The 25222-nt window shown below is 58.9% G+C and carries 19 protein-coding genes, 3 pseudogenes and 1 riboswitch; of the genes and pseudogenes, 7 read left to right on the top strand and 15 right to left on the bottom strand.

All coding sequences use genetic code 11. The features are described from left to right. Positions 1-141: 141 nt before the first annotated feature. The 12 genes and pseudogenes from U5K34_RS07145 to U5K34_RS07090 form a co-directional block, all read right to left on the bottom strand. Positions 142-600 carry a hydrogenase maturation protease gene (locus U5K34_RS07145; protein ID WP_322564691.1) on the bottom strand — a complete coding sequence of 153 codons (459 nt, stop codon included), beginning with the start codon at positions 598-600 and terminating at the stop codon, positions 142-144. After that, positions 597-1895, bottom strand: a complete 1299-nt coding sequence (locus U5K34_RS07140) for a Ni/Fe hydrogenase subunit alpha (RefSeq protein WP_322564690.1) — start codon at positions 1893-1895, stop codon at positions 597-599. Before U5K34_RS07140 ends, U5K34_RS07145 begins: the two co-directional genes overlap by 4 nt. Further along, positions 1895-2674 (bottom strand): hypothetical protein, encoded by a 780-nt coding sequence (locus U5K34_RS07135; RefSeq protein ID WP_322564689.1) that lies wholly within the window; start codon positions 2672-2674, stop codon positions 1895-1897. Before U5K34_RS07135 ends, U5K34_RS07140 begins: the two co-directional genes overlap by 1 nt. Before the next feature lies 1 nt (position 2675). Then, complete coding sequence (locus U5K34_RS07130) at positions 2676-3509, bottom strand: FAD/NAD(P)-binding protein (RefSeq protein WP_322564688.1); 834 nt, start codon at positions 3507-3509, stop codon at positions 2676-2678. Next, positions 3506-4618, bottom strand: coding sequence for a 4Fe-4S dicluster domain-containing protein (locus U5K34_RS07125; RefSeq protein ID WP_322564687.1), 1113 nt, complete (start codon positions 4616-4618; stop codon positions 3506-3508). Before U5K34_RS07125 ends, U5K34_RS07130 begins: the two co-directional genes overlap by 4 nt. Positions 4619-4696: 78 nt before the next feature. Further along, a complete protein-coding gene (locus tag U5K34_RS07120; protein ID WP_322564686.1) occupies positions 4697-4960 on the bottom strand; it encodes a hypothetical protein in 264 nt (87 codons plus the stop codon). A gap of 275 nt (positions 4961-5235) precedes the next feature. Then, positions 5236-6312, bottom strand: a complete 1077-nt coding sequence (fba, locus tag U5K34_RS07115) for a class II fructose-bisphosphate aldolase (protein ID WP_322564685.1) — start codon at positions 6310-6312, stop codon at positions 5236-5238. Between the two features lie 68 nt (positions 6313-6380). Next, complete coding sequence (gene pyk / locus U5K34_RS07110) at positions 6381-7841, bottom strand: pyruvate kinase (protein ID WP_322564684.1); 1461 nt, start codon at positions 7839-7841, stop codon at positions 6381-6383. A 123-nt stretch (positions 7842-7964) separates the two neighbouring features. Further along, positions 7965-9148: pseudogene (locus U5K34_RS07105) on the bottom strand (phosphoglycerate kinase). Positions 9149-9336: 188 nt separating this feature from the next. After that, complete coding sequence (gene gap / locus U5K34_RS07100) at positions 9337-10338, bottom strand: type I glyceraldehyde-3-phosphate dehydrogenase (RefSeq protein WP_322564683.1); 1002 nt, start codon at positions 10336-10338, stop codon at positions 9337-9339. Positions 10339-10380: 42 nt separating this feature from the next. Next, positions 10381-12369: a transketolase gene (gene tkt / locus U5K34_RS07095; RefSeq protein ID WP_322564682.1), complete on the bottom strand. Its 1989-nt coding sequence runs from the start codon at positions 12367-12369 to the stop codon at positions 10381-10383. 366 nt (positions 12370-12735) lie between these two features. Continuing rightward, a pseudogene (locus U5K34_RS07090) lies at positions 12736-13297 on the bottom strand (thioredoxin family protein). A 146-nt stretch (positions 13298-13443) separates the two neighbouring features. On the opposite strand from U5K34_RS07090, the gene U5K34_RS07085 reads away from it, so the two are divergent. After that, positions 13444-14256, top strand: a complete 813-nt coding sequence (locus tag U5K34_RS07085) for a phosphate/phosphite/phosphonate ABC transporter substrate-binding protein (protein WP_322567749.1) — start codon at positions 13444-13446, stop codon at positions 14254-14256. Between the two features lie 104 nt (positions 14257-14360). On the opposite strand, the gene U5K34_RS07080 is transcribed toward U5K34_RS07085, so the two are convergent. Together U5K34_RS07080 and U5K34_RS07075 are read right to left on the bottom strand one after the other, a co-directional pair. Beyond that, on the bottom strand, positions 14361-15200 hold the full coding sequence (locus U5K34_RS07080; RefSeq protein WP_322567748.1) for an SAM-dependent methyltransferase: 840 nt from the start codon (positions 15198-15200) through the stop codon (positions 14361-14363). Next, entirely contained in the window at positions 15197-16012 is an 816-nt protein-coding gene (locus U5K34_RS07075) for a class I SAM-dependent methyltransferase (protein ID WP_322564677.1), read from the bottom strand. The genes U5K34_RS07080 and U5K34_RS07075 overlap by 4 nt, the downstream gene beginning before the upstream one ends. Before the next feature lie 703 nt (positions 16013-16715). Between U5K34_RS07075 and metK the strand changes: the two genes are divergently transcribed. From metK to U5K34_RS07040, 6 genes and pseudogenes are all read left to right on the top strand, one after another. Next, on the top strand, positions 16716-17876 hold the full coding sequence (gene metK, locus U5K34_RS07070) for a methionine adenosyltransferase (RefSeq protein ID WP_322564676.1): 1161 nt from the start codon (positions 16716-16718) through the stop codon (positions 17874-17876). Positions 17877-17943: 67 nt separating this feature from the next. Beyond that, positions 17944-18076: riboswitch (S-adenosyl-L-homocysteine riboswitch) on the top strand. Between the two features lie 18 nt (positions 18077-18094). Beyond that, positions 18095-19513, top strand: coding sequence for an adenosylhomocysteinase (ahcY, locus tag U5K34_RS07065; protein ID WP_322567747.1), 1419 nt, complete (start codon positions 18095-18097; stop codon positions 19511-19513). Positions 19514-19598: 85 nt separating this feature from the next. Beyond that, positions 19599-20456: a methylenetetrahydrofolate reductase [NAD(P)H] gene (metF, locus tag U5K34_RS07060; protein ID WP_322567746.1), complete on the top strand. Its 858-nt coding sequence runs from the start codon at positions 19599-19601 to the stop codon at positions 20454-20456. Between the two features lie 209 nt (positions 20457-20665). After that, positions 20666-21114, top strand: a pseudogene (locus U5K34_RS16095) (ATP-dependent zinc protease). A gap of 49 nt (positions 21115-21163) precedes the next feature. After that, positions 21164-22069 (top strand): 30S ribosomal protein S6--L-glutamate ligase, encoded by a 906-nt coding sequence (gene rimK, locus U5K34_RS07045; protein ID WP_322567744.1) that lies wholly within the window; start codon positions 21164-21166, stop codon positions 22067-22069. 4 nt (positions 22070-22073) lie between these two features. Then, positions 22074-23132 (top strand): succinylglutamate desuccinylase/aspartoacylase family protein, encoded by a 1059-nt coding sequence (locus U5K34_RS07040; RefSeq protein ID WP_322567743.1) that lies wholly within the window; start codon positions 22074-22076, stop codon positions 23130-23132. 1 nt (position 23133) lies between these two features. Here the strand turns inward: U5K34_RS07040 and U5K34_RS07035 are convergent, their stop codons facing one another. Next, positions 23134-25143, bottom strand: coding sequence for a hydantoinase/oxoprolinase family protein (locus tag U5K34_RS07035; protein ID WP_322567742.1), 2010 nt, complete (start codon positions 25141-25143; stop codon positions 23134-23136). Positions 25144-25222: the final 79 nt, after the last annotated feature.

Below are 25222 nucleotides of genomic sequence, written 5' to 3'. Positions count from 1 at the left end.
TCACGCACATAATGGTGATTTAGACAGAATCTGCCTATCCCAGACCCGGGTCCTGATATTACAGAAATTACCCATAATCCTAGCAGGGAGGATGGATTTTTTCGAGGTTACCCTGTTGTTGTTTTGTCGGTCTATCAGGGTTTACCCTGATACCACTTCACTCAACTCATCCACCACCCACTCAATAAGCTTGTCCGCTTCGCTAGCCTCGAATGCCACCTCCGGCTTGTCCCCGGCATCCAGACCCACCAGGACGAGCTCCTCAGGAAGCTGCCCCATGGCGCGGGCCAGCGCAACCGCCTCGGCCACACCAAAGTTATGGCTGGAAAGCCCTGCCGCCTGTTCACCGACCTGTCCAGCATCCAGCCGGATCACCGTCCCGCGCGGCTTGCCGGCCTGCACCGCGTCAATGAGAACAACCCGTTCGTAACCCTGAAGAGTTTCGATCAGACCGGCACCGGGACGATCCAGTTTGCTGAACTGGCACTGCGACAACATGGCGTCCGCTTGTGAATGCTCCTGTAATGCATCAATCACCTGCCACCCCAGCTGATCGGCGCCGAAGGGCGAGCCGATCCCCGCCACCAGGATGGTTTTCACTGCCGGTCGACCCGGATCTTGAGAAAGTGGGTGGAGCAGGAGATACAGGGATCGTAGTTGCGGATCACGCTTTCGGCGCGCAGGCGCAACGCATCGTCATCGTTGTGCAAACCGTAAGCTTCGAGGGACTGGCGCAGGTCCTGTTCGATGCGCGCCTGGTTCTGGCTGGTGGGCGGAACGATGTTCGCTTTTAACACCATCCCTTCGCCATCCAGATCATAACGGTGCCAGAGGATACCGCGCGGGGCCTCGGTGCAACCGTAACCGGTCCCGGCGTTGGGTTCGATGAACTCGGCGCTTTGTCCGGGGCGTTGATAGTTGTCCAGAAGGCGCACGGCTTCATGGAGGGCGTAATACAACTCGATGGCGCGGGCGATGATCGAATGGAACATGTTGCGGCTGGGGAACGCGATCCCGGTTTGTTCGATCAACGCCTGAACCGGTTCAGGCAGTTTGTCCCGGTTCAGGTTGAGCCGGGCCAGCGGGCCGACCAGGTAGGGTTGATCGTCCAGCAGGGCATGAAAGGAAGTCGAGTGCGGCACCTGGAATTCGCGAAAGTGCTGTTCATACTCGTCGATGGCGATATCCAGCCCGGCATCGGAAACCAGCCGCCCACCATACATGGGATAGTCCTGCTCGTGGCGCAGTGCCACGCTGATAAAGTCCTGCTGATCGTCGGGCAGGGCCAGCCCGGCGGTCCAGTGAACCAGGGCCTCGGCCTCGGGCAGCGCCGCCTGCAAATCCTGGCGCAGACTCTCGACCTTCTCTGGCGCCGGTTCATGATGAAAACCACCCACACAGACGCCGACCGGGTGTACCGAACGGCCCCCGAACAGGCTGATCAGCCGGTTGCCCAGGGCCTGCAGCTGCAGGCCGCGGCGTACGGCATCGGGATGCGCCCCGGCCATTTCGATCGCATTGTTAAACCCGAGAAAATCGGGCGCCGCGAGCAAGTGAATATGCAGGGCGTGACTCTGGATCCATTCGCCGCAATACATGGCCCGGCGCATGGCCATCACCCAGTCACTGACCGGTGTGGCAAAGATATTCTCGATCGCCTGCACGGCGCTCATCTGGTAGGCCACCGGGCAGATACCGCAGATGCGCGCGACCATGTCCGGCACTTCGCTGTAGTTATGCCCTTCGAGAAATTTTTCGAACAACCGCGGGGGTTCGAAGATACGCAGGCGCATTTGCTCGATGCGGCCTTCGCGGGCTTCCAGTTCCAGGGCGCCCTCGCCCTCGACCCGCGCCAGCACCGGCACATTGATGCGAATGTCGCGTTGCTCGTCCATTACTCGTCCTGTTTCCAGTGTTGCCCGGCGGCAGTGAAGGGCTCGGCACCGCTATTGATAAAATGAAAACGGCGACCGACGGTCACAGGCAACAGGCCCAGTTGACGAAACGCCTCACCCAGCGCTTCGGTATTGCTGTTTTCGGCCGGACCATAACAGGCGTAACAGTCACGCCCCAGCGACGGACAGATAGCGCCGCAACCGGTCCGGGTGACCGGTCCCATACACGGCTCTCCCTTGGTCACCATGACACAGACATTCAGCTGGCGTTTGCACTCCAGACAAACCTTGTCCTGTTCCACGACCGGCACGGCGCCATGCAGCAACGATCGAATCGCGCCCATCACCTGACGGCCGTTGACCGGGCAGCCCCATAATTCATGATCCACCTTGACGTGATGCGAAACGGGCGTGGAGGTCGCCAGGCTGTCGATATACTCCGGCGAAGCATACACATCGGCCAGCCATTGCTCGCCGTCGGCCAGGTTGCGCAGGGCCTGCAATCCCCCGGCGGTAGCGCAGGCACCAATGGTAATCAGATACTTCGAATTACGACGGATAGCCTGGATACGTTCCTCATCATGGGCGGCACAGATGCTGCCTTCGACAAAGGCGATATCGACCTCCGCTTCGGGGTTCATCGGCCCCGCCTCGGCAAAATGCACCAGCTCGACCTGCTGCGATAACGTTAACAGCGCTTCGCCGGCATTCAAAAAGGCCAGCTGACAACCGTCGCAGGAGGCGAATTTGTGCACCGCCACTTTCGGTTTATCGCTCATCCTAGAATCCTCTTATCCCCAGCAGCGGTTTGATTTCCGGATAATTGAAGACCGGCCCGTCTTTGCAGACAAAGTTCGGTCCGTGCTGGCAATGGCCGCAATGACCGACTGCGCACTGCATGTTGCGCTCCATGCTCAGCCAGATAGACGGCTCGGGCACCTGGCGCGGTAACAGTTCCTTGAGCGCGGCGATCATCATCCCTTCCGGGCCGCACATCATGACACTGCAGTTTTGCGGATCGAAATCGATCTCGCTGACCAGCTCGGTGATATGCCCGGTCGCCCAGGGCCAGCCCTGCCCGCCCTGACTGGCCGCCAGCACCACCTGGGTATCCGGCATGCGGTTCCAGGTTTCATACTTCTCGCGCCAGATCAGGTCATTGGCATGCTTGACGCCCTGCATGATGATCAGTCGTCGAAAGCGCTCGCGGCGGTTCAGCACATAATTGATCACCGAGACCACCGGGGCGCAACCCAACCCGCCCGTGATAATCACCATATCCTTGTCTTCTGCCTGTTGCATGGGCCAGCCGCGCCCGAATGCACCGCGCACACCGATCCGATCACCCTGTTTCAGTTCAGCCAGAGTATGGGTCACCCGACCCAGACGACGAATGGTGTGATCGTAGGCGTGTTCATCCTCCGGATCCGAGACGATCGAAATCGGGATTTCCCCTACGCCATACACATACAGCATATTGAACTGGCCCGGATCAAACCGGTAGGCCGCATGCATCTGCGGATCGGTAAAGCGCAGGCGCAGGGTAAAAATATCGCGCCCCTCTTCCAGGCGCTCGAATATCTCGGCTTCATGCGGTAAATAGGCTGAACTCATGCGTCATCGCTCCCGCATATGACCTGCAACTCCTCGGTGACATCGATACCGACCGGACACCAGGTGATACAGCGGCCGCAACCGACGCACCCGCTGCGTCCGTACTGATCGTGCCAGCTGCCGAACTTGTGGGTCAGCCACTGACGATAGCGCTCGCGGGTCTGCTGGCGAATCGTCAGGCCATGAATATAACTGTGGCCGGCGGTAAAACAGGAGTCCCACTGGCGCACGTGTTCCGAACTGCCGCCGTCCAGCGGGGCCAGCTCTTCCTCGCTGTGGCAAAAACAGGTCGGGCAGACCGAGGTACAGTTACCGCAGGAAAGACAACGTCCGGCAACCTCGTTCCAGCGTTCGTGTTCGAGATTGGAAAACAGGGCGTCACGCAACTGTCGGCCCGGCACCTGTCTCAACTGTTCATGCGCCTTTTCCTGCTGTATCTCGATGGCCTCCCGATGCCCGTCGGTCACCGGAATCAGGTTGAGCCGCGCCATGACCGCCTCGCCCTCCGCGGTGCCGGCCTGGATCATGAATCCGTCATCCAGTTCGTCGAGCAGCAGGTCATAACCCTGTTTTGCCACCGGGCCGTCACCGGTGGACGCGCAAAAACAGGTCGAGGCCGGATGCGAACAATTGACCGCCACCAGCAGCAGGTTTTCACGCCGCGCGGCATAGGCGGGATCGGGGTATGAGCTCCGCAGAAAATGCTGATCCTGCAAGGCCAGGGCGGCCAGATCACAGGCGCGTACGCCGATGATCGCCCGTCTGGGCGGATCAGGCGGGGTTTCTTCGAAGTTCAGTCGACCGGTTTCATCGCGGTTGACCCGCCACAGGGTCTCGCGCGGAGCAAACAGGAAGGGCTTCAGGGCCTGCGGGCCATTGGCCCAGGCAAAATCGCGCGGGCTATCGTGGACCTCGCCGCAATATTCCGCCGGGTACTGGTTGACCTTGATCCCGCGGGGTAACTGGTCGACGTCGTCGAGACGATCGTAAATGATGGCATCATCACGCCACCGGGGGCCAATGCACTCGTAGCCTTCGGCCTCCAGGGCCTGCAGCAGCATCGGCAGACGTTCACGTAGTAAAAAGGCGTGGTTATCGTTCGCTCCCATCCCCGCATCCCGGCATCCCCAGAGACTTCAAGAGTAGCCACTGCGCCGCGACGGCGTCAAACAATTCCCGCCCGGGAATTACCCTTTTACCGCCTGTTCCATGCGGGCCATAGCGGCCTGCCAGGCTTCGTCGTGGATCCGGTTATCCGCCATCATCTCCATCAGGCCGTAGGCCAGCTGCCGGTTCTCCGGCGTAAACTCCTTGAGCTTGCCCAGCATGTACATATGCCCGGTCTTCTCCACGTTCAGGGTGGAAACCAGCGCGAACAGTAACAACGACTGCCCCGAACGGGGATCGGTCTCGATGATCGACGTCACCTGTTCCAGTACATCATTCGACATAGCTATACCTGATTTATTTTTGTTTTACCGCAGAGACGCCTCGATATAATTTTGAATGTTGAATTTTAAGTTTTGAATTTTTGTATTGGCAGGAGTACTGGCTGGTTCAGTAAACCACGACCGGAACAATCCTTTGCAGACTGCCACTAACTAACTGTCAATTCAAAATTCAGCATTAAAAATTCAAAACTATTTTTGGCGCCTCTGCGGTGAAAAGCTTTTAAACAAAAAAGGCGGGCCGAGGCCCGCCTTTGATACAGCGATAGTCCGTTGACTTAAGCCGCCTTGGACTTGATCTTCGGGTCCAGCTCGCCGGAGGCGTAGCGTTCGACCATTTTTTCCAGGCTGGTCACGTCGATCTTGCTGGCATTGCCGGCACAACCGAAGGCTTCGAAGCGGGCCTTGCAGATTTCCTTCATGGCGGCGGTGGAAGCCTTGAGGAATTTGCGCGGATCGAAGTTGCTGGGGTTGTCGGCCAGGTGCTTGCGAACCGCACCGGTGGAGGCCATGCGCAGGTCGGTGTCGATGTTGACCTTGCGTACGCCGTGCTTGATGCCTTCCTGGATTTCGTGCACCGGTACGCCATAGGTTTCGCCCATGTCGCCGCCGTAGTTGTTGATGATTTCCAGCCACTCCTGCGGAACGGAAGAGGAACCGTGCATAACCAGATGGGTGTCCGGAATCCGCTCGTGGATTTCCTTGATGCGATCGATACGCAGGATTTCACCGGTCGGCTCCTTGGTGAACTTGTAGGCGCCATGGGAGGTGCCGATGGCGATAGCCAGGGCGTCCACGCCGGTCTGGGCCACGAAGTCCGCCGCCTGTTCCGGGTCGGTCAGCAGCATGTCCATGTCCAGCTTGCCTTCGGCGCCGTGGCCGTCTTCTTCGCCCATTTCACCGGTTTCCAGCGAGCCCAGGCAGCCCAGTTCGCCTTCGACGGAAACCCCGCCGGCGTGGGCCATTTCCACGACCTTGCGGGTCACGTCGACATTGTATTCATAGGAAGCGGGGGTCTTCATGTCTTCCATCAGGGAACCGTCCATCATGACCGAGCTGAAACCGGACTGGATGGAACGCAGGCAGACGCCCGGGGCAGAGCCGTGGTCCTGGTGCATGACGACCGGGATATGCGGGTACATTTCCAGCGCGGCGGTGATCAGGTGACGCAGGAACGGTTCACCGGCATAGGAGCGCGCGCCGGCGGAACCCTGCATGATGACCGGGCTGTTGGTTTCATCGGCAGCCTGCATGATGGCATGCACCTGCTCCATGTTGTTGACGTTGAACGCCGGCATGCCGTAACCAACTTCGGCGGCATGATCCAGCAATTGACGCAGTGAAATCAGGGCCATTTTCGGGACCTCCTTAAATGTGTGTTTCCGACTATTTTACTATGTTAAATCTTATCTTATAAGTGCGATTATTCGAGCGTGGCATCCTGATCGATGCCGTCCACATCGCCCACCCGGACGATGGTCATGGCATTGGTGCCGCCCCGAACGCCCATCAGGTCGCCCCGGGTAATCAAGACCAGGTCGCCGTCGCGCACCGCGCCACGGCGCAGCAACTCATCAATGGCTTCCCGGTTAACGGCGGAGCGATCCAGATCGGGCGGTACATCAAAACTGACCGGATAAACCCCGCGGTAGAGAGTCACCTTTCTACGCGTCTCCACATAGCTCGTCAAGGCGTAGATGGGGATCCCCGAGCTGATACGGGACATCCAGCGCGTCGTTGAGCCTGACTCGGTCAGGGCGGCGATCGCCTTCACCCCCAGGTGGTTGGCGGTATACATCGCGGCCATCGCAATCGCCTCGTCGATGCGTTTGAAGCGGGTATCGATGCGGTGGTCGGAGCGCTTGGCGGTGCGCTGTTTTTCGGCCTCGCGGCAGATCCGGTCCATGGCCGCGATGGCGCTGTCCGGATAGCGGCCGCTGGCGGTCTCGGCCGAGAGCATCACCGCGTCGGTGCCGTCCAGCACGGCATTGGCCACGTCGAACACCTCGGCGCGGGTCGGGATATGGCTGGTGATCATCGACTCCATCATCTGGGTCGCGGTAATCACCACCCGGTTCATGGCGCGGGCCTTGCTGATCAGCTCTTTTTGCACCGGCGGCAGGGCGGCATCGCCGATTTCCACGCCCAGATCGCCGCGGGCGATCATGATCACATCCGCCGCCTCGATGATCTCCTCGATCTTGTTCAGGGCATCGGCCCGCTCGATCTTGGCGACCACATGGGCGGTACTGCCCGCCGCCTCGATCAGATGGCGGGCCTCGTTGACATCCGCGGCGTTACGCGGAAAGGAGACCGCGATGTAATCAGCCTTCATGGCTGCAGCGGCCTTGATGTCCTCGCGATCCTTGTGGGTCAGGGCCGGGGCCGACAGGCCGCCGCCCTGCTTGTTGAGGCCCTTGCGATCCGACAGCTCGCCGCCGACCACGACCCGGCAATGCACCTCGGGCCCCTCGATGGAATCGACCCACAACACGATCCGCCCGTCGTCCAGCAGCAAGGTGTCGCCCCGGTTTACGTCCTCGGGCAACTCCTTGTAGGCCATGCCGACCCGCTCATGGGTGCCGGCTTCGGGATCCAGTTTGCCATCAAGGATGAAGATTTCGCCGTCCTTGAGCGTAATCTTGCCGTCCTTGAAACGTTCGATGCGGATCTTCGGCCCCTGCAGATCGCACATGACCCCGACCTGGCGACCGTGGGCGCGGGCCCGGTTGCGGATCTTGTCGGCCCGATCGATGTGCTCTTCCGGGCTGCCGTGGGAGAAATTGATCCGGGCAACATCCACCCCGGCCTCGATGATCTTGTCCATGACCTTCGGATCATCGGTAGCAGGGCCAAGCGTGGCAACAATTTTGGTTCTTCTCATAAGTCTAGTGACGGGTTCCTGTTACCGGCTGGCAAATCCGCCGATTGGATAATTGATAGCAGCTGGCCGCAGTCCGGCCAGCTCTCATACGACTCGTTACTCGTTCCTCGTAACGCGTCACTGTTATTTTTTGGCTCGCTCTTCCAGCATGGCCACCGCCGGCAGGGTCTTGCCTTCCAGGTATTCCAGGAACGCGCCACCGGCGGTGGAGATGTAGGAGACCTTGTCATAGATATCGTACTTCTGGATTGCCGCGATGGTATCGCCGCCCCCGGCCAGGCTGAAGCCTTTGGCGTTGGCGATGGCCATAGAGATGGTTTTGGTGCCTTCGCCGAACTGATCGAACTCGAACACGCCAACCGGACCGTTCCAGACAATGGTACCGGCCTGGGCGATCTTGTCTGCCAGTTGTTTCGCAGAATCAGGACCGATATCGAAGATCATGTCGTCGTCGGCCACTTCATCGACTTTTTTCAGCACGGCCGGTTCGTTTTCATCGAAGTTCTTGCCGACCACCACGTCGGTGGCAATCGGGATACTGGCGCCGGCCGCCTCGGCCTTTTGCATCAGTTCTTTGGCCGTGTCGACCAGGTCATCCTCGCACAGGGACTTGCCCACCGGATGCCCGGCCGCCTTGAGGAAAGTGTTGGCGATACCGCCGCCGACGATCAGCTGGTCCACCCTGGTGGACAGCGCTTCGAGCACGGTCAGCTTGGTGGAGACCTTGGAGCCGCCGACGATGGCGATCATCGGCCGGGCCGGATCGGCCAGCGCCTTGGCCAGCGCTTCCAGCTCCTCGGCCAGCAGCAGACCGGCGCAGGCGGTCGGGGCAAACTTGCCGACGCCGTGGGTGGAGGCCTGGGCGCGATGCGCGGTGCCGAAGGCATCCATCACGAACACATCGCACAGGGCGGCATATTTTTTCGCCAGTGTTTCATCATCTTTTTTCTCGCCGGTGTTGAAGCGCACATTCTCCAGCAGCACGACTTCCCCCCGGCCGGCTGCGGATCGTTTTCCAGGTAATCCTTGACCAGGCGAACTTCCTTGCCCAGCTTGGCGGACATGTCATCGGCAATCGGCGCCAGGGAGTTTTCCTCGTCCGGCACCCCTTCTTCGGGGCGGCCGCGATGGGACATGACCATCACCGCCGACGCACCCGCTTTCAGGCAGTGTTCGATGGTCGGCATGGAAGCGGTAATCCGCGCATCGGAAGTGACCTTGCCGTTTTTTACCGGCACATTCAGATCGGCGCGAATCAGTACTCGCTTGCCGGACAGATCCAGATCCGTCAACTTGATAAATGACATGTTTGTTACTCCGTGTAAATTTTCAAAAACTATTAGCTAAACGGTCGGCGCTTGGCGAATAGCTCTTTGCGTAAACATTCGTAATTAAAACGCGGAGAGCGCAGAGACGCGGAGGCGCAGAGAAACAAATTAGTCTCTGCGACTCTGCGCCTCCGCGTGCTCTGCGTTAATCAACTAACCCCAGCTGATTATTTAGCTGCATGTTCGAGGAAACGCAGCATGTTGCAGGTGTAGCCGTACTCGTTGTCGTACCAGGCGACGACCTTGACGAAGGTATCATCCAGCGCGATACCGGCTTCGGCATCGAAGATGGAGGAATGACCGATACCGCGGAAGTCGGTGGAAACCACTTTTTCGTCGGTGTAGGCCAGGGTCTTGCTGATGTCACCGGATTCGGAAGCGGCCTTCATCGCCTTGCAGATGTCATCGTACCTGGCGCCTTTTTCCAGCTCGACGGTCAGGTCAACCACGGACACGTCGGAGGTCGGCACCCGGAAGGCCATCCCGGTCAGCTTGCCGTTGAGTTCCGGCATGACCACGCCCACGGCTTTGGCCGCGCCGGTCGCGGAGGGGATGATGTTCTCCAGGATACCACGACCGCCACGCCAGTCTTTCATGGACGGACCGTCAACGGTTTTCTGGGTGGCGGTGGCGGCATGCACGGTGGTCATCAGGCCGCGCTTGATGCCCCAGTTGTCATGCAGCACCTTGGCCACCGGCGCCAGGGCGTTGGTGGTGCAGGAGGCGGCAGAAGTAATCGCCTGACCGGCATAGTCTTCATGGTTGACACCGTAAACGAACATCGGTGCACCGTCCTTGGAAGGCGCGGACATCACCACCTTCTTGGCGCCGGCGTCGATGTGCTTCTGGCAGGCTTCCTCGGTCAGGAACAGACCGGTGGATTCGACCACGATATCGGCACCGACGTCACCCCATTTCAGGGCGGCCGGATCCTTTTCGGCGGTCAGGCGGATCTTCTTGCCGTCGACGATCAGGTTATTGCCATCGACCTTGACATCACCCTGGAAACGACCGTGTACCGAGTCGTAACGCAGCATGTAGGACAGGTAGTCCGGATCCAGCAGATCGTTAATGCCGACAACTTCGATGTTGTCGAACTCTTTGGCGACGGCGCGAAACACCATACGTCCGATACGGCCGAAACCGTTAATCCCGATTTTAATTGCCATGTTACTTTCTCCCCTTACTCTAAGGTTTATAAATCAAAATTGTTACAGGACGTCTTCAACGGCCTTGGCCACGTTGTCGACAGTGAAACCGAAGTATTCAAACAGCTTGCCGGCCGGTGCCGATTCGCCGAAGCGGTTCAGACCCACGACCTTGCCATTGAGACCCACGTACTTGTACCAGACGTCGGTCACCCCGGCTTCGACCGCCACACGGGCCGTCACGGCGGACGGAATCACGGACTCGCGATACGCTTCGTCCTGGGCTTCGAACACGTTGACCGACGGCATGGAGACCACGCGGATCTTCTTGCCGGACAGCTTCTCCGCCGCTCCCATGGCCAGCGCGACTTCGGAGCCGGTGGCGATGATGATGGCGTCCGGGGTACCGTCGCAGTCCTTGAGCACGTAACCGCCGCGGGCGATGTTGGCCACCTGTTCGTCGGAACGTTCCTGATGCGGCAGACCCTGACGGCTGAAGATCAGCGAGGTCGGGCCATCGTTGCGTTCGACCGCGGCCTTCCAGGCAATGGCGGTTTCCACGCTGTCACAGGGACGCCACAGGGACATGTTGGGAATCAGCCGCAGGGTTGCGGTCTGTTCGACAGCCTGATGGGTCGGGCCGTCTTCGCCCAGGCCGATGGAGTCATGGGTATAGACAAAGATGCTCGGGATCTTCATCAGCGCGGCCATGCGCAGGGCATTACGCGCATATTCGGAGAACATCAGGAAGGTACCACCGAACGGCTTGAACCCGCCGTGCAGAGTGATCCCGTTAATGATGGCGGACATCCCGAACTCACGAACCCCGTAAGACAGATAATTGCCGTCAGCCACGGTGTTGGTGAGGATTTTCGCGTCCGGCCAGTTGGTCAGGTTGGACGGCGTCAGGTCGGCCGAGCCGCCGAGAAATTCCGGCAGGGCCTTGGCAAAAGCGGTGATCGCACCCTGGGAGGCCTTGCGGGTCGCCGGCGAGTCGGCTTTTTCGATGCATTCCTTGATGAAGCTGTTGGCGACCTCTTCCCAGTTACCGGGCAGCTCACCCTTCATGCGGCGCTCGAATTCGGCGGCCAGTTCCGGGTAATCCTTCTTGTAAGCATCGAACTTCTTGTTCCATTCCGCTTCGGCCTGCTGACCCTTCTCTTTCGCATCCCAGCCGCCGTAGATTTCATCGGGAATCACAAACGGTTCGTGCGGCCAGCCGATGTTCTCGCGGGTCGCCTTGACTTCGTCGTCGCCCAGCGGCGCACCGTGGCAATCGTGGCTGCCGCACAGGTTGGGGGCGCCGAAACCGATGGTGGTCTTGGTGCAGACCAGGGTCGGCTTGTCGTTGACCGACCTGGCCTCGTGTACGGCCTTGTTAACAGCGTCGGCATTATGACCGTCGACATCGCGGATCACGTGCCAGCCATAGGCTTCGAAACGCTTGGGCGTGTCGTCGGTAAACCAGTTATCAACGTGACCGTCGATGGAGATACCGTTGTCATCCCAGAAGGCGATCAGCTTGCCCAGACCCAGGGTACCGGCCAGTGCGCAGGATTCGTGGGAGATACCTTCCATCATGCAGCCGTCACCCAGGAACGCGTAAGTGTAATGATCGACAATGTGGTGACCGTCGCGGTTGAACTGCCCGGCCAGGGTCCGTTCGGCCAGCGCCATGCCCACGGCATTGGAGATGCCCTGACCCAGCGGCCCGGTGGTGGTTTCCACGCCGGCGGTATAGCCGTATTCGGGATGGCCCGGGGTCTTGGAGTGCAGCTGACGGAAGTTTTTCAGCTCTTCCATCGGCAGGTCATAGCCGGTCAGGTGCAGCAGGGAATAGATCAACATGGAACCGTGACCGTTGGACAGCACGAAGCGGTCGCGATCGAACCAGTTCGGATTGCCCGGGTTGTGCTTCAGAAAGTCGTTCCACAGGACTTCCGCGATATCGGCCATGCCCATGGGCGCGCCCGGGTGGCCGGAATTTGCCTTTTGCACCGCGTCCATACTCAGAGCGCGGATTGCATTGGCGAGATCTTTGCGAGATGCCATAAAGTTCCCCTCGGTTCATTAAATTGCAAAAATGCTGTTATCGATACTGCCAGGGGCGAAGCGTTTTCCGATGTTCATGTTTCATCAGAAATGAGCACTCCACCCGCGCCGTCGCTCGGCGCGTCTGAATTCGGTTACTAGCTTCCGTCGGGATTGCCGTAATGATGGAAGTCGAGCATTGTTGTTGTCAGGCGCTGTGTTGCCTGATGAAAATGCCGGTTCGGCTTCCTCCCCGGTTTAACGAGGCCGGGATTTTCCCATTTTTACCTGTGGCGGGCAAGCGCCGGGTGCGCCAGTGCTCCCGGCGCCTGCCTGGCTTATGGGGCAAACAGTGAATTTTATTGGTAAAAGGGCGGGGTTCCTGGCTCAGTCGCCCTCTTTCCACTTGATGGAACAGCCCATGCCGGGGATCTGCTCGGCCGGCCCCCGGCCGGTTTCGGCCACCTGCACCATCGCCTCGAACAGATCCCGGCGCGCGTCCGCCGGGGCGGTCTCCTTGCGACTGGCATCGAACCGGCCCCGGTACTGCAGCTTGAGATCGGCATTGTAACCGAAAAAATCCGGGGTGCAGACCGCGCCATAGGCCCTGGCGACCGCCTGGCTCTCGTCCAGTAAATAAGGAAAGGGGAAGTCGTACTCGGCGGCCACCTTCTGCATGTTCTCGAAGGAATCCTCTTCGTATTCGGTCGGGTCGTTGGCCATGATCGCCACGGTGTTGATGCCGTGCTTGTCGCGCAACTCGCGGGTATCGCGCACCAGTCGCTCGCGAATCGCCTTCACGTACGGGCAATGGTTGCAGATAAACATCACCAGCAGGCCGTTTTCCCCGACACTGTTCCAGCGTCCAGGTCTCGCCATCGATCCCCGGCAGGGCAAAATCCACCGCCGGCGCATCAAAATCACAGACCGGTGTTTCAAGACTGACCATCATTTTCCTCCCTATTTTTTCTAAACTTTTGTCACGAACAGGCCGTTAACCCGTGATAGGACAGGGTAACTACTTGTGGCTCTACGGATTAATCCGTATACGAGCTGCGTCCACTGATTGTCACCCGGCGTCATGCAGGAGGTTTTATGCACCCCGTCATCGTTATCCCGCGGCGCATCGCTGTCACTATTGTGTTGGTCCTGTACCTGCTCGCGCCGATCAGCCAGGCCGACAGCTATACCCTGGCCATTACGCCCACGATGCCCAAGGAACAGACCGAGGAATATTACCGGCCGCTGGCCGAGTACCTGGGCACCCGCACCGGCCACGTGTTCCAAATCGAGGCCCACCATAATTATGTCGCTTACTGGGAGGCCATGCGCCGGGAGAATACCGCGGATCTGGTACTGGACGCCCCCCATTTTACCGGCTATCGGGTCGCCAAGGCCAACTACCAGGTGCTGGCCAAAATCCGCGATACCCTCAGTTTCAGTCTGGTCACAAATGAGGATCTGCTGCTGTTCGAGCCCGCCGAACTGATCGGCAAAAAAGTGGTGACTCCGGCCTCCCCCAGTCTGAGCGGCGTCGAGCTGGCGCGGATGTTCCCGCATCAGATGCGCCAGCCGACCATGGTCAGCACCCAGAATTTCAACCAGGCGCTGGAACGCCTCAAATCCGGCCGGGCCAGCGCGGCGCTGATCCCCACCCCGCTGGTCAGTGGGGATACGACCGTCAACACGGTGACCACCACCGAACCGGTCCCGCACCATGCGGTTTCCGCCTCGCCCGATCTACCATCCGAAGTACGCCAGCAAATCCGGCAGGCCCTGCTAACCGCCCATGAAACCCAGGCCGGCCAGGCCATGCTGGAGAAAGTGAATATCAGCGGTTTCGAGCCGGCCGATAACGATCTCTACCGGCCCTACGCCGCCCTGCTCGAAGGCGTCTGGGGTTACTAGGCCCCTGGATGAATTGGATTCCCGGTACAGGGCGAGTGTAGGAGCGGCTTCGCCGCGATTCGTTCATCATCGCGCTGGAAGCGCTCCTACATCAACGCAGGTTATTACGCCTTGCGAAAGTGCAGGATGCCCCAGCGCAGATAGCCCTTGCTGCCGGCGTCGACCCAGTGGCCCAGGCCGGTGATCATGCGATCGATATAGGCATCGGAGACCTTGTCGGTGATGCTGTCACGATTCTGCTCCAGCTCGCGACGAACCCGGCCGTAGTGCTTGACCAGGTTTTCGGTCATCTCCTCCACTTCGATCTCTTCCAGACCGTTCTGTTTGGCCGCTTCGCGATAAAACTCGATGGACCCCAGTGAGGGCAGGTGAATCCGGTCGTAGACCGGCTGCAACACGCCCTCCGGACAGTCGTCGACCTGCATCGGATCGGTCATGATCAGCTCGCCACCGGGCTTGAGCACCCGCGCGGCTTCGGCGACCACTTTGGCCCGCTCGCTGCTGTGCAGGATGGAATCCTGTGACCAGACCACGTCGAAACTGGCATCCCCGGCATCGACCGATTCGAAACTGCCGTCCCATACCTCGATCAGGTGGTCCAGGCCCTGTTCCTGGTTCATCTTGCGATCGCGCTCGTTTTCCCGCTCGCTCAGATTCAGGGCGACCACCTGGCAACCATAGGTCCTGGCCAGGTAGCGGGCCACGCCGCCGTAGCCGGCCCCCATGTCGAGCACCTTTTTGTCGGCGTCGAGCGTGAGTTGGATCTTGGAAGCCATGTACTCGACGGTGCGCCGGCTGGCATCACGAATCGGCTCATCCTCGGACTGATACAGGCCGATGTGAATGTCCTCGCCACCCCAGACGTGGAAATAGAAATTATCGGCATCCTCGCTGTTGTAATAATCGCGGGCCGTTTCTACGACATCGGAATAGCTCTTGCTCATTCGTTCTCCCCTTCGATATAGCGTTTTTCGGCTACGTGAATGAAGAAGTCCGGCTCGGCTTCACGGTAGGTTTCCTTGAAGTCACCGTAGGTGGTCACTTTCTGGAAGCCAACGTCACGCATCAACTTGCGCACATACTCCTTGCGCAGCGGGAACATATTCAGATGGAAAGTGGAATTGTCCGGGAACTCGTAGCGGAAACGGGCCAGAGACTCGTCGATATGCTCCGGACTCGCCTTCACATTATCACCACAATAGTAGTAGTTATGCGTCGGCTGTACCTGATGATCCAGCAGCGCGTCATAGTTACGCTGGTCCAGAATCAGAATACCGTCATGGCGCAAGGTGGCGTAAAACTCGGCCAGGGTCTTGCGCCGATCGTTGTCGCTATGCAGGTGGGTGAAGGAGTTACCCAGGCAAATGACAGCGTCGTACAGGTCATGTACTGACTTGTTCAGATAGCGCCAGTCGGCATGCACGGTACGCAGGATGTGTCCGCGTTTGCGGCCGTTTTCAAACGCCTTGGCCAGCATTTCGGGGCTGCCGTCACCGCTGGTGACTTCAAAGCCGCTCTCCAGCAGGCGCACGGAATGAAAGCCGGTCCCGGCTGCCACGTCCAGCACCTTCTTGGCACCGTGTTCCTGCAGCAGGCGAATAAAAAAGTCGCCCTCGCTGTTGGCGCGGCCGTCCCAGTCGATCAGCTCGTCCCACTTGTCTACGAAGCCGGAGACATATTCGTCTTTGTAGTGATCCGTATCACGGACATCTAAAGGATTCTTACCAAAATCTTGCGTTTTCTTTTCTTGGGTCACGTCGTTTTCCTTATCTTGTTCAACAGATGAAGAGAAAACGGGCCCCTCATGAGCCGTACAGCTATAGCACGTATCCTGTGAACAACCCGGTTGCCACCGTTCAGGCAACGGCAATTTATTACATCCAGTTGTTTCAGGACTTGCGCCCTGGGCAGGGATACGAGCCAGGCTCGTCAGATTGAGCGTGTTTGCGGTGTTCGCAAAACAACGTTTGAATGTTCACCGACAGAAACTTGTTAAAAGTCTTCACTGACGGGATGAGGACCCGTGTTTGCGTATCCCTCTATCTTACCGTGTTGAGCAAAAAACGCCAGTGTTTTCCCTGATTTATTGCCGAATGACTTTCATAAACAGCAAAAACTACCTGATTTTCCGGGAAATTCGCCTATTTTCGGCGGTTGATCAAACGTTTTTTATACATAGATATTATAAACAACTATTTATATGAGTATTAAACAACATTAATACTATTGTTATATCAGGGGTACTGCCCTTTAATCCGAGGCCGTTTTCTGGCATTATATTAATGATTACTAATCAGGGTTGAATAATACTCCAGACTAACCCGCCCTAGCTTTCGATTATTCACGAAAGCGTCTGCGAATTTAAGCTGTAACTTTAGCGATACCATGCCGCATACGGCGACATTGCGCCACGATATGTATCGGCGAACAAAACTTATAGAAAGAAAGAGAGGACTTTAATGGCTGAGAAATATATCTTTACATCTGAATCCGTATCCGAGGGTCATCCGGACAAGGTCGCTGACCAGATTTCCGATTCCATTCTCGACGCGCTGCTGGAGCAGGATCCCAAATCCCGTGTCGCCTGTGAAACCATGATCAATACCGGCATGGTTATCCTGGCAGGGGAAATCACCAGCACCGCGCAAATCGATATGCCGACTATCGTGCGCGAACGCCTCAAGGAAATCGGTTACAACAGCTCTGACATGGGCTTTGACTGGGAAACCTGCGCCGTCATGGTCGCGCTGGACAAGCAGTCTCCGGATATCGCCATGGGCGTGGATGAAGGCGACGACAAGGAACAGGGCGCCGGCGACCAGGGCCTGATGTTCGGTTATGCCGCCGATGAAACCGACGTTTTGATGCCCGCGCCGATCACCTATGCGCATCGTCTGGTGCGTCGTCAGGCCGAAGTCCGTAAAAACGGCACCCTGCCGTGGTTGCGCCCGGATGCCAAGAGCCAGGTCAGCTTCCGTTATGACAAGGGCGAGCCGGTGGGTGTCGACGCCGTCGTACTGTCCACCCAGCACAATCCGGAAATCGATCTGAAGACCCTGCAGGATGCCGTGATGGACGAAATCATCAAGCCGGTACTGCCTGAAGGCTGGATCACCAAGGACACCAAGTTCCATATCAACCCGACCGGCCGTTTTGTTATCGGTGGTCCGGTAGGTGACTGTGGTCTGACCGGCCGCAAGATCATCGTGGATACCTACGGTGGTATGGGTCGTCACGGTGGCGGCGCTTTCTCCGGCAAGGATCCGTCCAAGGTAGACCGTTCCGCCGCCTACGCCAGTCGTTACGTGGCCAAGAACATTGTTGCCGCCGGCCTGGCCAAGCGCTGTGAAATCCAGGTTTCCTATGCCATCGGCGTGGCCGAACCGACCTCTATCTCGGTTGACACCTTCGGTACCGGCAAGGTCTCCGAGGAGCGCATCGAGGAACTGGTACGCGAACACTTCGATCTGCGTGCCGGTGGCCTGGTGAAGATGCTGGACCTGCTACGCCCGATGTACGCCCCCACGGCAGCCCATGGTCACTTCGGTCGCGAAGACCTGGATTTGCCCTGGGAGAAGACCGACAAGGCCGAAGAGCTGAAAAAAGCAGCCGGCATTTGATAAAATGCGGTTTTCAGGGGAGGTTTCGACCTCCCCTTCTATAATGTAATCAGCAAGAATTCACTGGGGCTCTGAGGAGCGCTGCAGCCACGCTACTCAATCCGTTTTGTCACACGTCAGACGTGCTGGATGAGACAGGATTGAGTAGCGGGGTCAGGCTCAGACCACCCAGTCTAAATAAACAACGGCGCTCACCGTAATATATACGGAGCTACAACATGAACGCTGTTCCTAAAGACTTTACAGATTACAAAGTCGCGGACATCAGCCTTGCCGATTACGGTCGCAAGGAAATGGATATCGCCGAAACCGAAATGCCCGGCCTGATGGCCCTGCGCGAAAAATACGGCAAAGACAAGCCGCTCAAGGGTGCCCGCATCACCGGCTCCCTGCACATGACCATCCAGACCGCCGTGCTGATCGAAACCCTGGTTGAACTGGGTGCCGAAGTACGCTGGGCGTCCTGCAACATCTTCTCTACCCAGGACCATGCCGCTGCCGCTATCGCCGCACAGGGCATCCCGGTTTACGCCTGGAAAGGTGAGACCCTGGAAGAGTACTGGTGGTGCACCGAGCAGGTACTGACCTGGCCCAACGGCGAACTGCCGAACATGATCCTGGACGACGGTGGCGATGCCACGCTGCTGGTTCACAAGGGTGTGGAATTTGAAAAGGCCGGTGCTGTGCCGGATCCCGCCAAGGAAGAAAACGAAGAATTCCGTGCCGTACTGGGTGTACTGCAACGCAACTTCGAAAAGAACAAGGGTATGTGGACCAAGATGGCCGAGTCCGTCAAGGGTGTCACCGAAGAAACCACGACCGGTGTGCATCGCCTGTACCAGATGTTCAACAAGGGCGAACTGCTGTTCCCGGCCATGAACGTCAATGACTCGGTCACCAAATCCAAGTTCGATAACCTGTACGGCTGCCGTGAGTCGCTGGTGGATTCCATCAAGCGTGCCACCGACGTCATGATCGCCGGTAAAGTTGCCGTGGTCTGTGGTTACGGTGACGTCGGCAAGGGTTCCGCCCAGTCCCTGCGCGGTCTCGGTGCCAACGTCTGGATTACCGAAATCGACCCGATTTGCGCCCTGCAGGCCGCGATGGAAGGTTATCGTGTTGTCACGCTGGACGAAGCTATAGGTCAGGCGGATATCTTTGTCACCACTACCGGTAACAAGGACATCATCACCCACGACCACATGGCGGCCATGAAAGACCAGGCTATCGTCTGCAACATCGGTCACTTCGACAACGAAATCCAGGTCGAAAGCCTGCGTAAGTACGAGTGGATCAACATCAAGCCGCAGGTCGATCAGATCATCTTCCCCGACGGCAAGCGCATTACCCTGCTGGCCGAAGGCCGTCTGGTGAACCTGGGTTGCGGTACCGGCCATCCGAGTTTCGTGATGTCCAACTCCTTTACCAACCAGGTCGTTGCCCAGATCGAAATGTTCACCAAGCCGGAAAACTATCCGCTCGGCGTGTACGTACTGCCGAAGAAACTGGACGAAGAAGTTGCCGCCCTGCACCTTGGCAAGATTGGCGCCAAGCTGACCAAGCTGAGTCAGGAACAGGCCGACTACATCGGTGTCCCGGTTGAAGGTCCGTACAAGTCTGAACACTATCGTTACTAATACAAGGGCCGAGTAACGAGGGCCGGGTAACGAGGAATAACCTGTTTCCTTGTTGCCCGGCCTTTCTATCTCGGAAAAAAAGATTATGGAATCACAAAAGAAATACTCACCCGTTTTCAGTGTGGAGTTTTTCCCGCCCAAATCAGAAGATGGCGCGGAGAAGCTGCGCAAGGTTCGCAAGAACCTCAACAAAGGCATGCAGCCGAGTTACTACTCGGTGACTTTCGGTGCCGGCGGCAGTACCCAGCAGGGGACGTTTGACACTGTCGTTGAAATCCAGAAATCCGGTAATGATGCCGCACCGCATCTGTCCTGTATTGGTGCGACCAAGGACACGCTGCGCGATCTGCTGGGCCGCTACAAGGAAAACGGTATCAAGCGTATCGTGGCCCTGCGCGGTGATATGCCCTCGGGCATGCGTGGCCCTGGCGAACTTCGTTATGCCAATGAACTTGTCGAGTTTATTCGCGCCGAGACCGGCGATTACTTCGAGCTCGAAGTGGCGGCCTATCCGGAGATTCATCCCCAGGCAACGTCTGCCTCGGATGATCTGAAAAATTTCAAACGCAAGGTGGAAGCCGGTGCCAACACCGCGATCACCCAGTACTTCTTTAACCCGGATGCGTATTTCCGGTTTATCGATGAGTGCGAGCAGATGAATATCGATCTTCCGATCATCCCCGGTATCATGCCGATCACCAACTACACGCAATTATCGCGTTTCTCGGATATGTGTGGCGCCGACATCCCGCGCTGGATCCGCAAGCGTCTCGACGATTTCGGCGACGACAAGGAATCGATTAAACAGTTTGGCGAAGAAGTCATTACCGATCTCTGCCACACCCTGCTCGAAGCAGGTGCGCCCGGACTGCATTTCTATTGCATGAACCAGTCCGCGCCAACGCTGGCTATCTGGCGTAATCTCGGCATCGAGCAGTCCTGAGTTTTACCCAGGGACAAACCTCATCCGACAGATAGCGGATGATTGCCGACGGCACAGGGATGTGCCGTTTCTTATTTTCACTTCCCGAAACCGAAGCAATAGCCGAACATCTCCCGTTCGCAATATTGCCGTCACACCTACCTTGACCCTCTTGCAAGAGGCCGGCATAGTGCCGTTATCCCGCATATTGCAGAGCAACGACGATTTCCATGTCCGAACAGACACCACAGATTATCGGCTGGCGTGAATGGATCCGGCTGCCGCAGCTGGGCATCGAGCATATCAAGGCCAAGATCGACACCGGTGCCCGCACTTCCGCCCTGCACACCTTTGATCTGGAGCCGTATGACGACAAAGGCATGCGCATGGTTCATTTCAAGATGCATCCGGTGCAACATCAGACTCGAAACCGATCATCGAGTGCCATAGCCCGATACTGGATCAGCGCACGGTTACCGACTCGGGCGGCCACAAGGAACAACGTTTTGTGATCATCACCGAAGCCTGCCTGGGTGAGCTGTGCTGGGAAATCGAATTGACCCTGACCAACCGGGACAGCATGCGCTTTCGCATGCTGCTCGGGCGCACGGCCATGGCCGGCCGTTTTCTGGTCGATCCCCGCGCCTCTTATCTGATCGGTCATAGGCCCGGCCATTGAAACAGGTTAAACTGGCACTATTGTTCTACCCCGCAACTACGGAGTCCTTATGAAAATTGCGATCTTGTCACGGAACGCAAAACTCTATTCCACCCGTCGTTTGGCCGAGGCCGCGAAAGAGCGCGGTTATGAGGTCAGTGTGGTTAATCCACTCAAGTGCTATATGGATATCACCAGTATGCGTCCCGGCATCTATTACCGGGGCGAGCAGCTCGAGGGATTTGACGCCGTGATTCCGCGTATCGGTGCCTCGATCACTTTCTACGGCACAGCGGTATTGCGTCAGTTCGAGATGATGGGCGTCTATCCTCTGAATGAATCGGTCGCTATCGGCCGCTCCCGTGACAAATTGCGTTCCCTGCAACTGCTGGCCCGCAAGGGCGTGGGTCTGCCGGTCACCGGTTTTGCCCATGATGTGGATGATACCGACAGTCTTATCAAGCTGGTCGGTGGCGCACCGCTGGTGGTCAAATTGCTGGAAGGGACCCAGGGCAAGGGCGTGGTACTGGCCGAAACGAAAAAGGCCGCCGAAAGCGTCATCGACGCCTTTCGTGAATTGAACGCCAACTTCCTGGTGCAGGAGTTCATCAAGGAAGCCGGCGGCTCGGACATCCGAGCCCTGGTGATTGGCGACAAAGTCGTGGCCGCCATGATGCGCACGGCCAAGGAAGGCGAGTTTCGCTCCAACCTGCATCGCGGCGGTTCGGCCAAGGTGATCAAGCTGACCCCCGAAGAACGCTCCACCGCGGTGCGTGCGGCCAAGACCATGGGGCTGAACGTGGCCGGTGTGGATATTCTGCGTTCCAACCACGGCCCGGTCATCATGGAGGTCAACTCCTCGCCGGGGCTGGAAGGCATCGAAGCGGCCACCAACAAGAACGTCGCCGGGCAGATCATCGATTTCGTTATCAAGTCGGCCAAACCGCACAAGACCAAGACCCGGGGCAAAGGCTGAGTCCATGGACCCGGATATCATTTCGGTCAACGGCACCGATATCCCGCGCAATTCCCGCGTCACCCTCGATCTGCCGGTGGCCCGGCTCTATACCCATTCCCAGGTGGCCATGCCGGTGCAGGTGATCCGCGGCAAAAAGCCAGGCCCGGCGCTGTTTGTCAGCGCCGCCATCCACGGCGATGAACTCAACGGCGTGGAAATCATCCGCCGTCTGCTCAACCTGCCAGCGCTGAAACGTTTGAACGGTACCCTGTTCGCGATCCCCATCGTCAACGTCTACGGTTTCATCCAGCAATCCCGTTACCTGCCCGACCGGCGCGATCTCAATCGCAGCTTTCCCGGTTACGAGCGGGGCTCGCTGGCAGCGCGCGTGGCCTACCAATTCATGCACGAGATCGTCGAACAGAGCACGCACGGTATCGATCTGCATACCGGTGCCATCCACCGCAGCAACCTGCCGCAGATCCGCGCCAACATCGACGATCCCCAGACTGCCGACCTGGCCCATATCTTCGGGGTGCCGGTGATTCTCAATGCCGATCTGCGCGACAACTCCCTGCGCGAGGCGGCCGCCGAATACGGTATCCCGATGCTGCTGTATGAAGCCGGCGAGGCGCTGCGCTTTGACGAGGTGAGCATTCGTGCCGGTCTCAAGGGCATCGTGAATGTGATGCGGCACCTGAACATGCTGCCGGCCTCGCGGCGCAAGGCCAAACGAGAACATAAACCCCTGTACGCCCGCGCCAGCAGCTGGGTGCGGGCGCCGGCCGGCGGCATCCTGCGCGCGATCGTCCCGCTGGGCGGCAGTGTGGAAAAAGATCAGTTACTCGGTATTCTCTCCGACCCTTTTGGGGAAAAAGAAATCGAAATCCACGCCCCTTGCGACGGGATTGTCATCGGCCGCACCAACCTGCCCCTGGCCAACGAAGGGGACGCGTTGTTCCATATCGCCCGCTATCGCAAGCTGGAGGCCGTCACCGCGCGGGTCGAGGAGTTCACCGAACAGCATCAGCCCGACACCAGTCCCGACTCGCCGCCCGATGCCGAACCCCCGATTGTCTGACTCAATCGCGGCGGGTCAGCAGCAGGCAGCCCGTCGCATGCACCTCGGCCTGCCAGTGCGGGGCCAGATAGGTGGTCGAGACGGTTTCGGTGATCAGCGCCGGCCCGTGCAGGATCTGCCCGACAGGCAGGGTCTCACGCGTATACACCGGCACCGGTTGTTCAACCTCCGGTAAATTGACCGTTTCACACGGCCCGGCGTCCCCGGTGGCATTCACCGTCTGCAAGGCCAGGGCCTGCGGCGGCCGCTGCAGGCCCACGCGCAGATTCACCACCTCCACCGGCAGTTCCAGCCGGTGCCCGTAGCATTGTTCATGCAGGCGGTGAAAATCCGTCAGGGCCCGCTGGCGGTCCTGCCAGGGGACATTCAGGTAATAGGATTGCCCCTGGTAGCGCAGGTCCAGGCTGGGCAGGATCGTGATCTCCTCGCGTGCCACCCCTTCCTGTTGCATCGCTGTCAGTCCCTGTTCGATCAACGGCTGCAACTGATCCGCGATGGCCTGATCGTCCAGCACGTCCAGCAACTGGCCCAGGGTCTGCGACAGCTGGCGCGCGCGTGGCGCCACCAGCATCCCCAGCGCGGATAACACGCCGGCATAGACCGGCACAATAGCCCGGGGCATGCTCAATGTCTCGGCCAGGGCACAGACATGCAGCCCGCCAGCGCCCCCGAACGAGACCAGCGCCAGTTCACGCGGATCGACCCCGCGTTGCACCGACATGACCCGCAGCGCATGGGCCATGTGTTCGTTGGCCAGGCGGAGGATCCCCTGTGCCGCCTCTTCGATGGAGACCCCGAGTTGCCGGCCGATCGCGCCGACCGCCGCCCTGGCCGCCGCCACATCCAGCGACATGTTACCGCCCAGGAAGGCACCGGGGCGCAGACGTCCCAGCACCAGGTTGGCATCGGTCACGGTGGGGCGGGTCCCCCCCTGGCCATAGCAGGCGGGGCCGGGCGCGGCCCCGGCCGATTCAGGCCCGACCTGCAGCAACCCGCCGGCATCGACGCTGGCCAGTGAGCCGCCACCGGCGCCGATGGTGTGCATGTCCACCATCGGTACCGCCACGGGATAATCACGAATGCGGCCTTCGCTGGTCAGCTGGAGTTCGCCGTCGATCAGCGCCACATCGGTGGAGGTGCCCCCCATATCGAAGGTCAGCAGGCGCGACTGCCCCAGCTGCTCGCCCATATAGCGCGCCGCCGCCAGACCGCCGGCGGGGCCGGAGAGCAACAGGTGCACCGCCTCCTCACCGGCCTGATCGGCGGCGAGGGTGCCGCCGGAACTTTGCATGACCGTGATATGCGCGTGCGGGACGCCCTGTTGCAGACGCTGCAAATAACCCCGGACCCGCGGCCCGACCGCGGCATTCAGCCAGGTGGTCATGCCGCGTTCATACTCTTTATATTCGGGCAGGACACGGGAGGAACGGGAAATAAACAGATCCTTGGGCAGCGAAGCCTCGATCTGCTTTTCGAACCGGTCATCGAGATAGGAAAACAACAGATTGATCGCCACCGCCTCCGGCGCCAGGCGCTCGACGGCGGCGCGTAACTGCCGCAGATCGGTTTCGGTCAGCGGTTCGATGATCGTCCCGTCGGCCGCCAGCCGACCGCCGGTCTCCAGACACTGCGCCCGGTCGACCGGGGGCGCCACCGGCGCCGGTTGCAGGTTATACAGTTGAGTGCGGATCTGACGACCAATCGTGAGCATATCGCCCAGCCCGCGGTTGGTAATCAATACCGTGCGCGCGGTCTTGCCTTCCAGCACGGCATTGGTCGCCACGGTCGAACCGTGCACCATATAAAAGCGGGTATCGGGCGGCAGTTGATCCAGGCCCAGATCCCGCACGCCCTGCAGAATCGCCTGTTCCGGTGCCGCCGGCGTGGATAACACCTTGTGCGTGGTGATGGCGCCATCCCGAACCAATACAAAGTCAGTAAAGGTTCCGCCGGTATCGACGCCGAGTATGACGCTCATGGATAAACTGCCCCGTCCAGATTCGGGCGCCATTGTAGCATCCCGCGGCAATCACGCTGTGTCATGATTATTGTCCGATGCCCCCTGCTTAACGTGAGGCCTCGCCAGGCTG

The organism is Thiohalophilus sp. (assembly GCF_034521165.1).
Taxonomy (GTDB): Bacteria; Pseudomonadota; Gammaproteobacteria; order UBA6429; family Thiohalophilaceae; genus Thiohalophilus.
Note: the sequence above shows the minus strand (reverse complement) of the source record. Positions and strands in the feature narration are given on the sequence as shown.

Excerpts from the sequence above, each read along its gene's own strand:
- ahcY (WP_322567747.1), top strand. The coding sequence starts at position 18,095 with ATGAACGCTGTTCCTAAAGACTTTACAGATTACAAAGTCGCGGACATC.
- pyk (WP_322564684.1), bottom strand. The coding sequence starts at position 7,841 with ATGAGAAGAACCAAAATTGTTGCCACGCTTGGCCCTGCTACCGATGAT.
- U5K34_RS07080 (WP_322567748.1), bottom strand. The coding sequence starts at position 15,200 with ATGAGCAAGAGCTATTCCGATGTCGTAGAAACGGCCCGCGATTATTAC.
- fba (WP_322564685.1), bottom strand. The coding sequence starts at position 6,312 with ATGGCCCTGATTTCACTGCGTCAATTGCTGGATCATGCCGCCGAAGTT.
- U5K34_RS07135 (WP_322564689.1), bottom strand. The coding sequence starts at position 2,674 with ATGAGCGATAAACCGAAAGTGGCGGTGCACAAATTCGCCTCCTGCGAC.
- U5K34_RS07125 (WP_322564687.1), bottom strand. The coding sequence starts at position 4,618 with ATGGGAGCGAACGATAACCACGCCTTTTTACTACGTGAACGTCTGCCG.
- U5K34_RS07130 (WP_322564688.1), bottom strand. The coding sequence starts at position 3,509 with ATGAGTTCAGCCTATTTACCGCATGAAGCCGAGATATTCGAGCGCCTG.
- U5K34_RS07085 (WP_322567749.1), top strand. The coding sequence starts at position 13,444 with ATGCACCCCGTCATCGTTATCCCGCGGCGCATCGCTGTCACTATTGTG.
- metF (WP_322567746.1), top strand. The coding sequence starts at position 19,599 with ATGGAATCACAAAAGAAATACTCACCCGTTTTCAGTGTGGAGTTTTTC.
- tkt (WP_322564682.1), bottom strand. The coding sequence starts at position 12,369 with ATGGCATCTCGCAAAGATCTCGCCAATGCAATCCGCGCTCTGAGTATG.
- gap (WP_322564683.1), bottom strand. The coding sequence starts at position 10,338 with ATGGCAATTAAAATCGGGATTAACGGTTTCGGCCGTATCGGACGTATG.
- U5K34_RS07120 (WP_322564686.1), bottom strand. The coding sequence starts at position 4,960 with ATGTCGAATGATGTACTGGAACAGGTGACGTCGATCATCGAGACCGAT.
- U5K34_RS07035 (WP_322567742.1), bottom strand. The coding sequence starts at position 25,143 with ATGGCGCCCGAATCTGGACGGGGCAGTTTATCCATGAGCGTCATACTC.
- metK (WP_322564676.1), top strand. The coding sequence starts at position 16,716 with ATGGCTGAGAAATATATCTTTACATCTGAATCCGTATCCGAGGGTCAT.
- U5K34_RS07040 (WP_322567743.1), top strand. The coding sequence starts at position 22,074 with ATGGACCCGGATATCATTTCGGTCAACGGCACCGATATCCCGCGCAAT.
- U5K34_RS07140 (WP_322564690.1), bottom strand. The coding sequence starts at position 1,895 with ATGGACGAGCAACGCGACATTCGCATCAATGTGCCGGTGCTGGCGCGG.
- rimK (WP_322567744.1), top strand. The coding sequence starts at position 21,164 with ATGAAAATTGCGATCTTGTCACGGAACGCAAAACTCTATTCCACCCGT.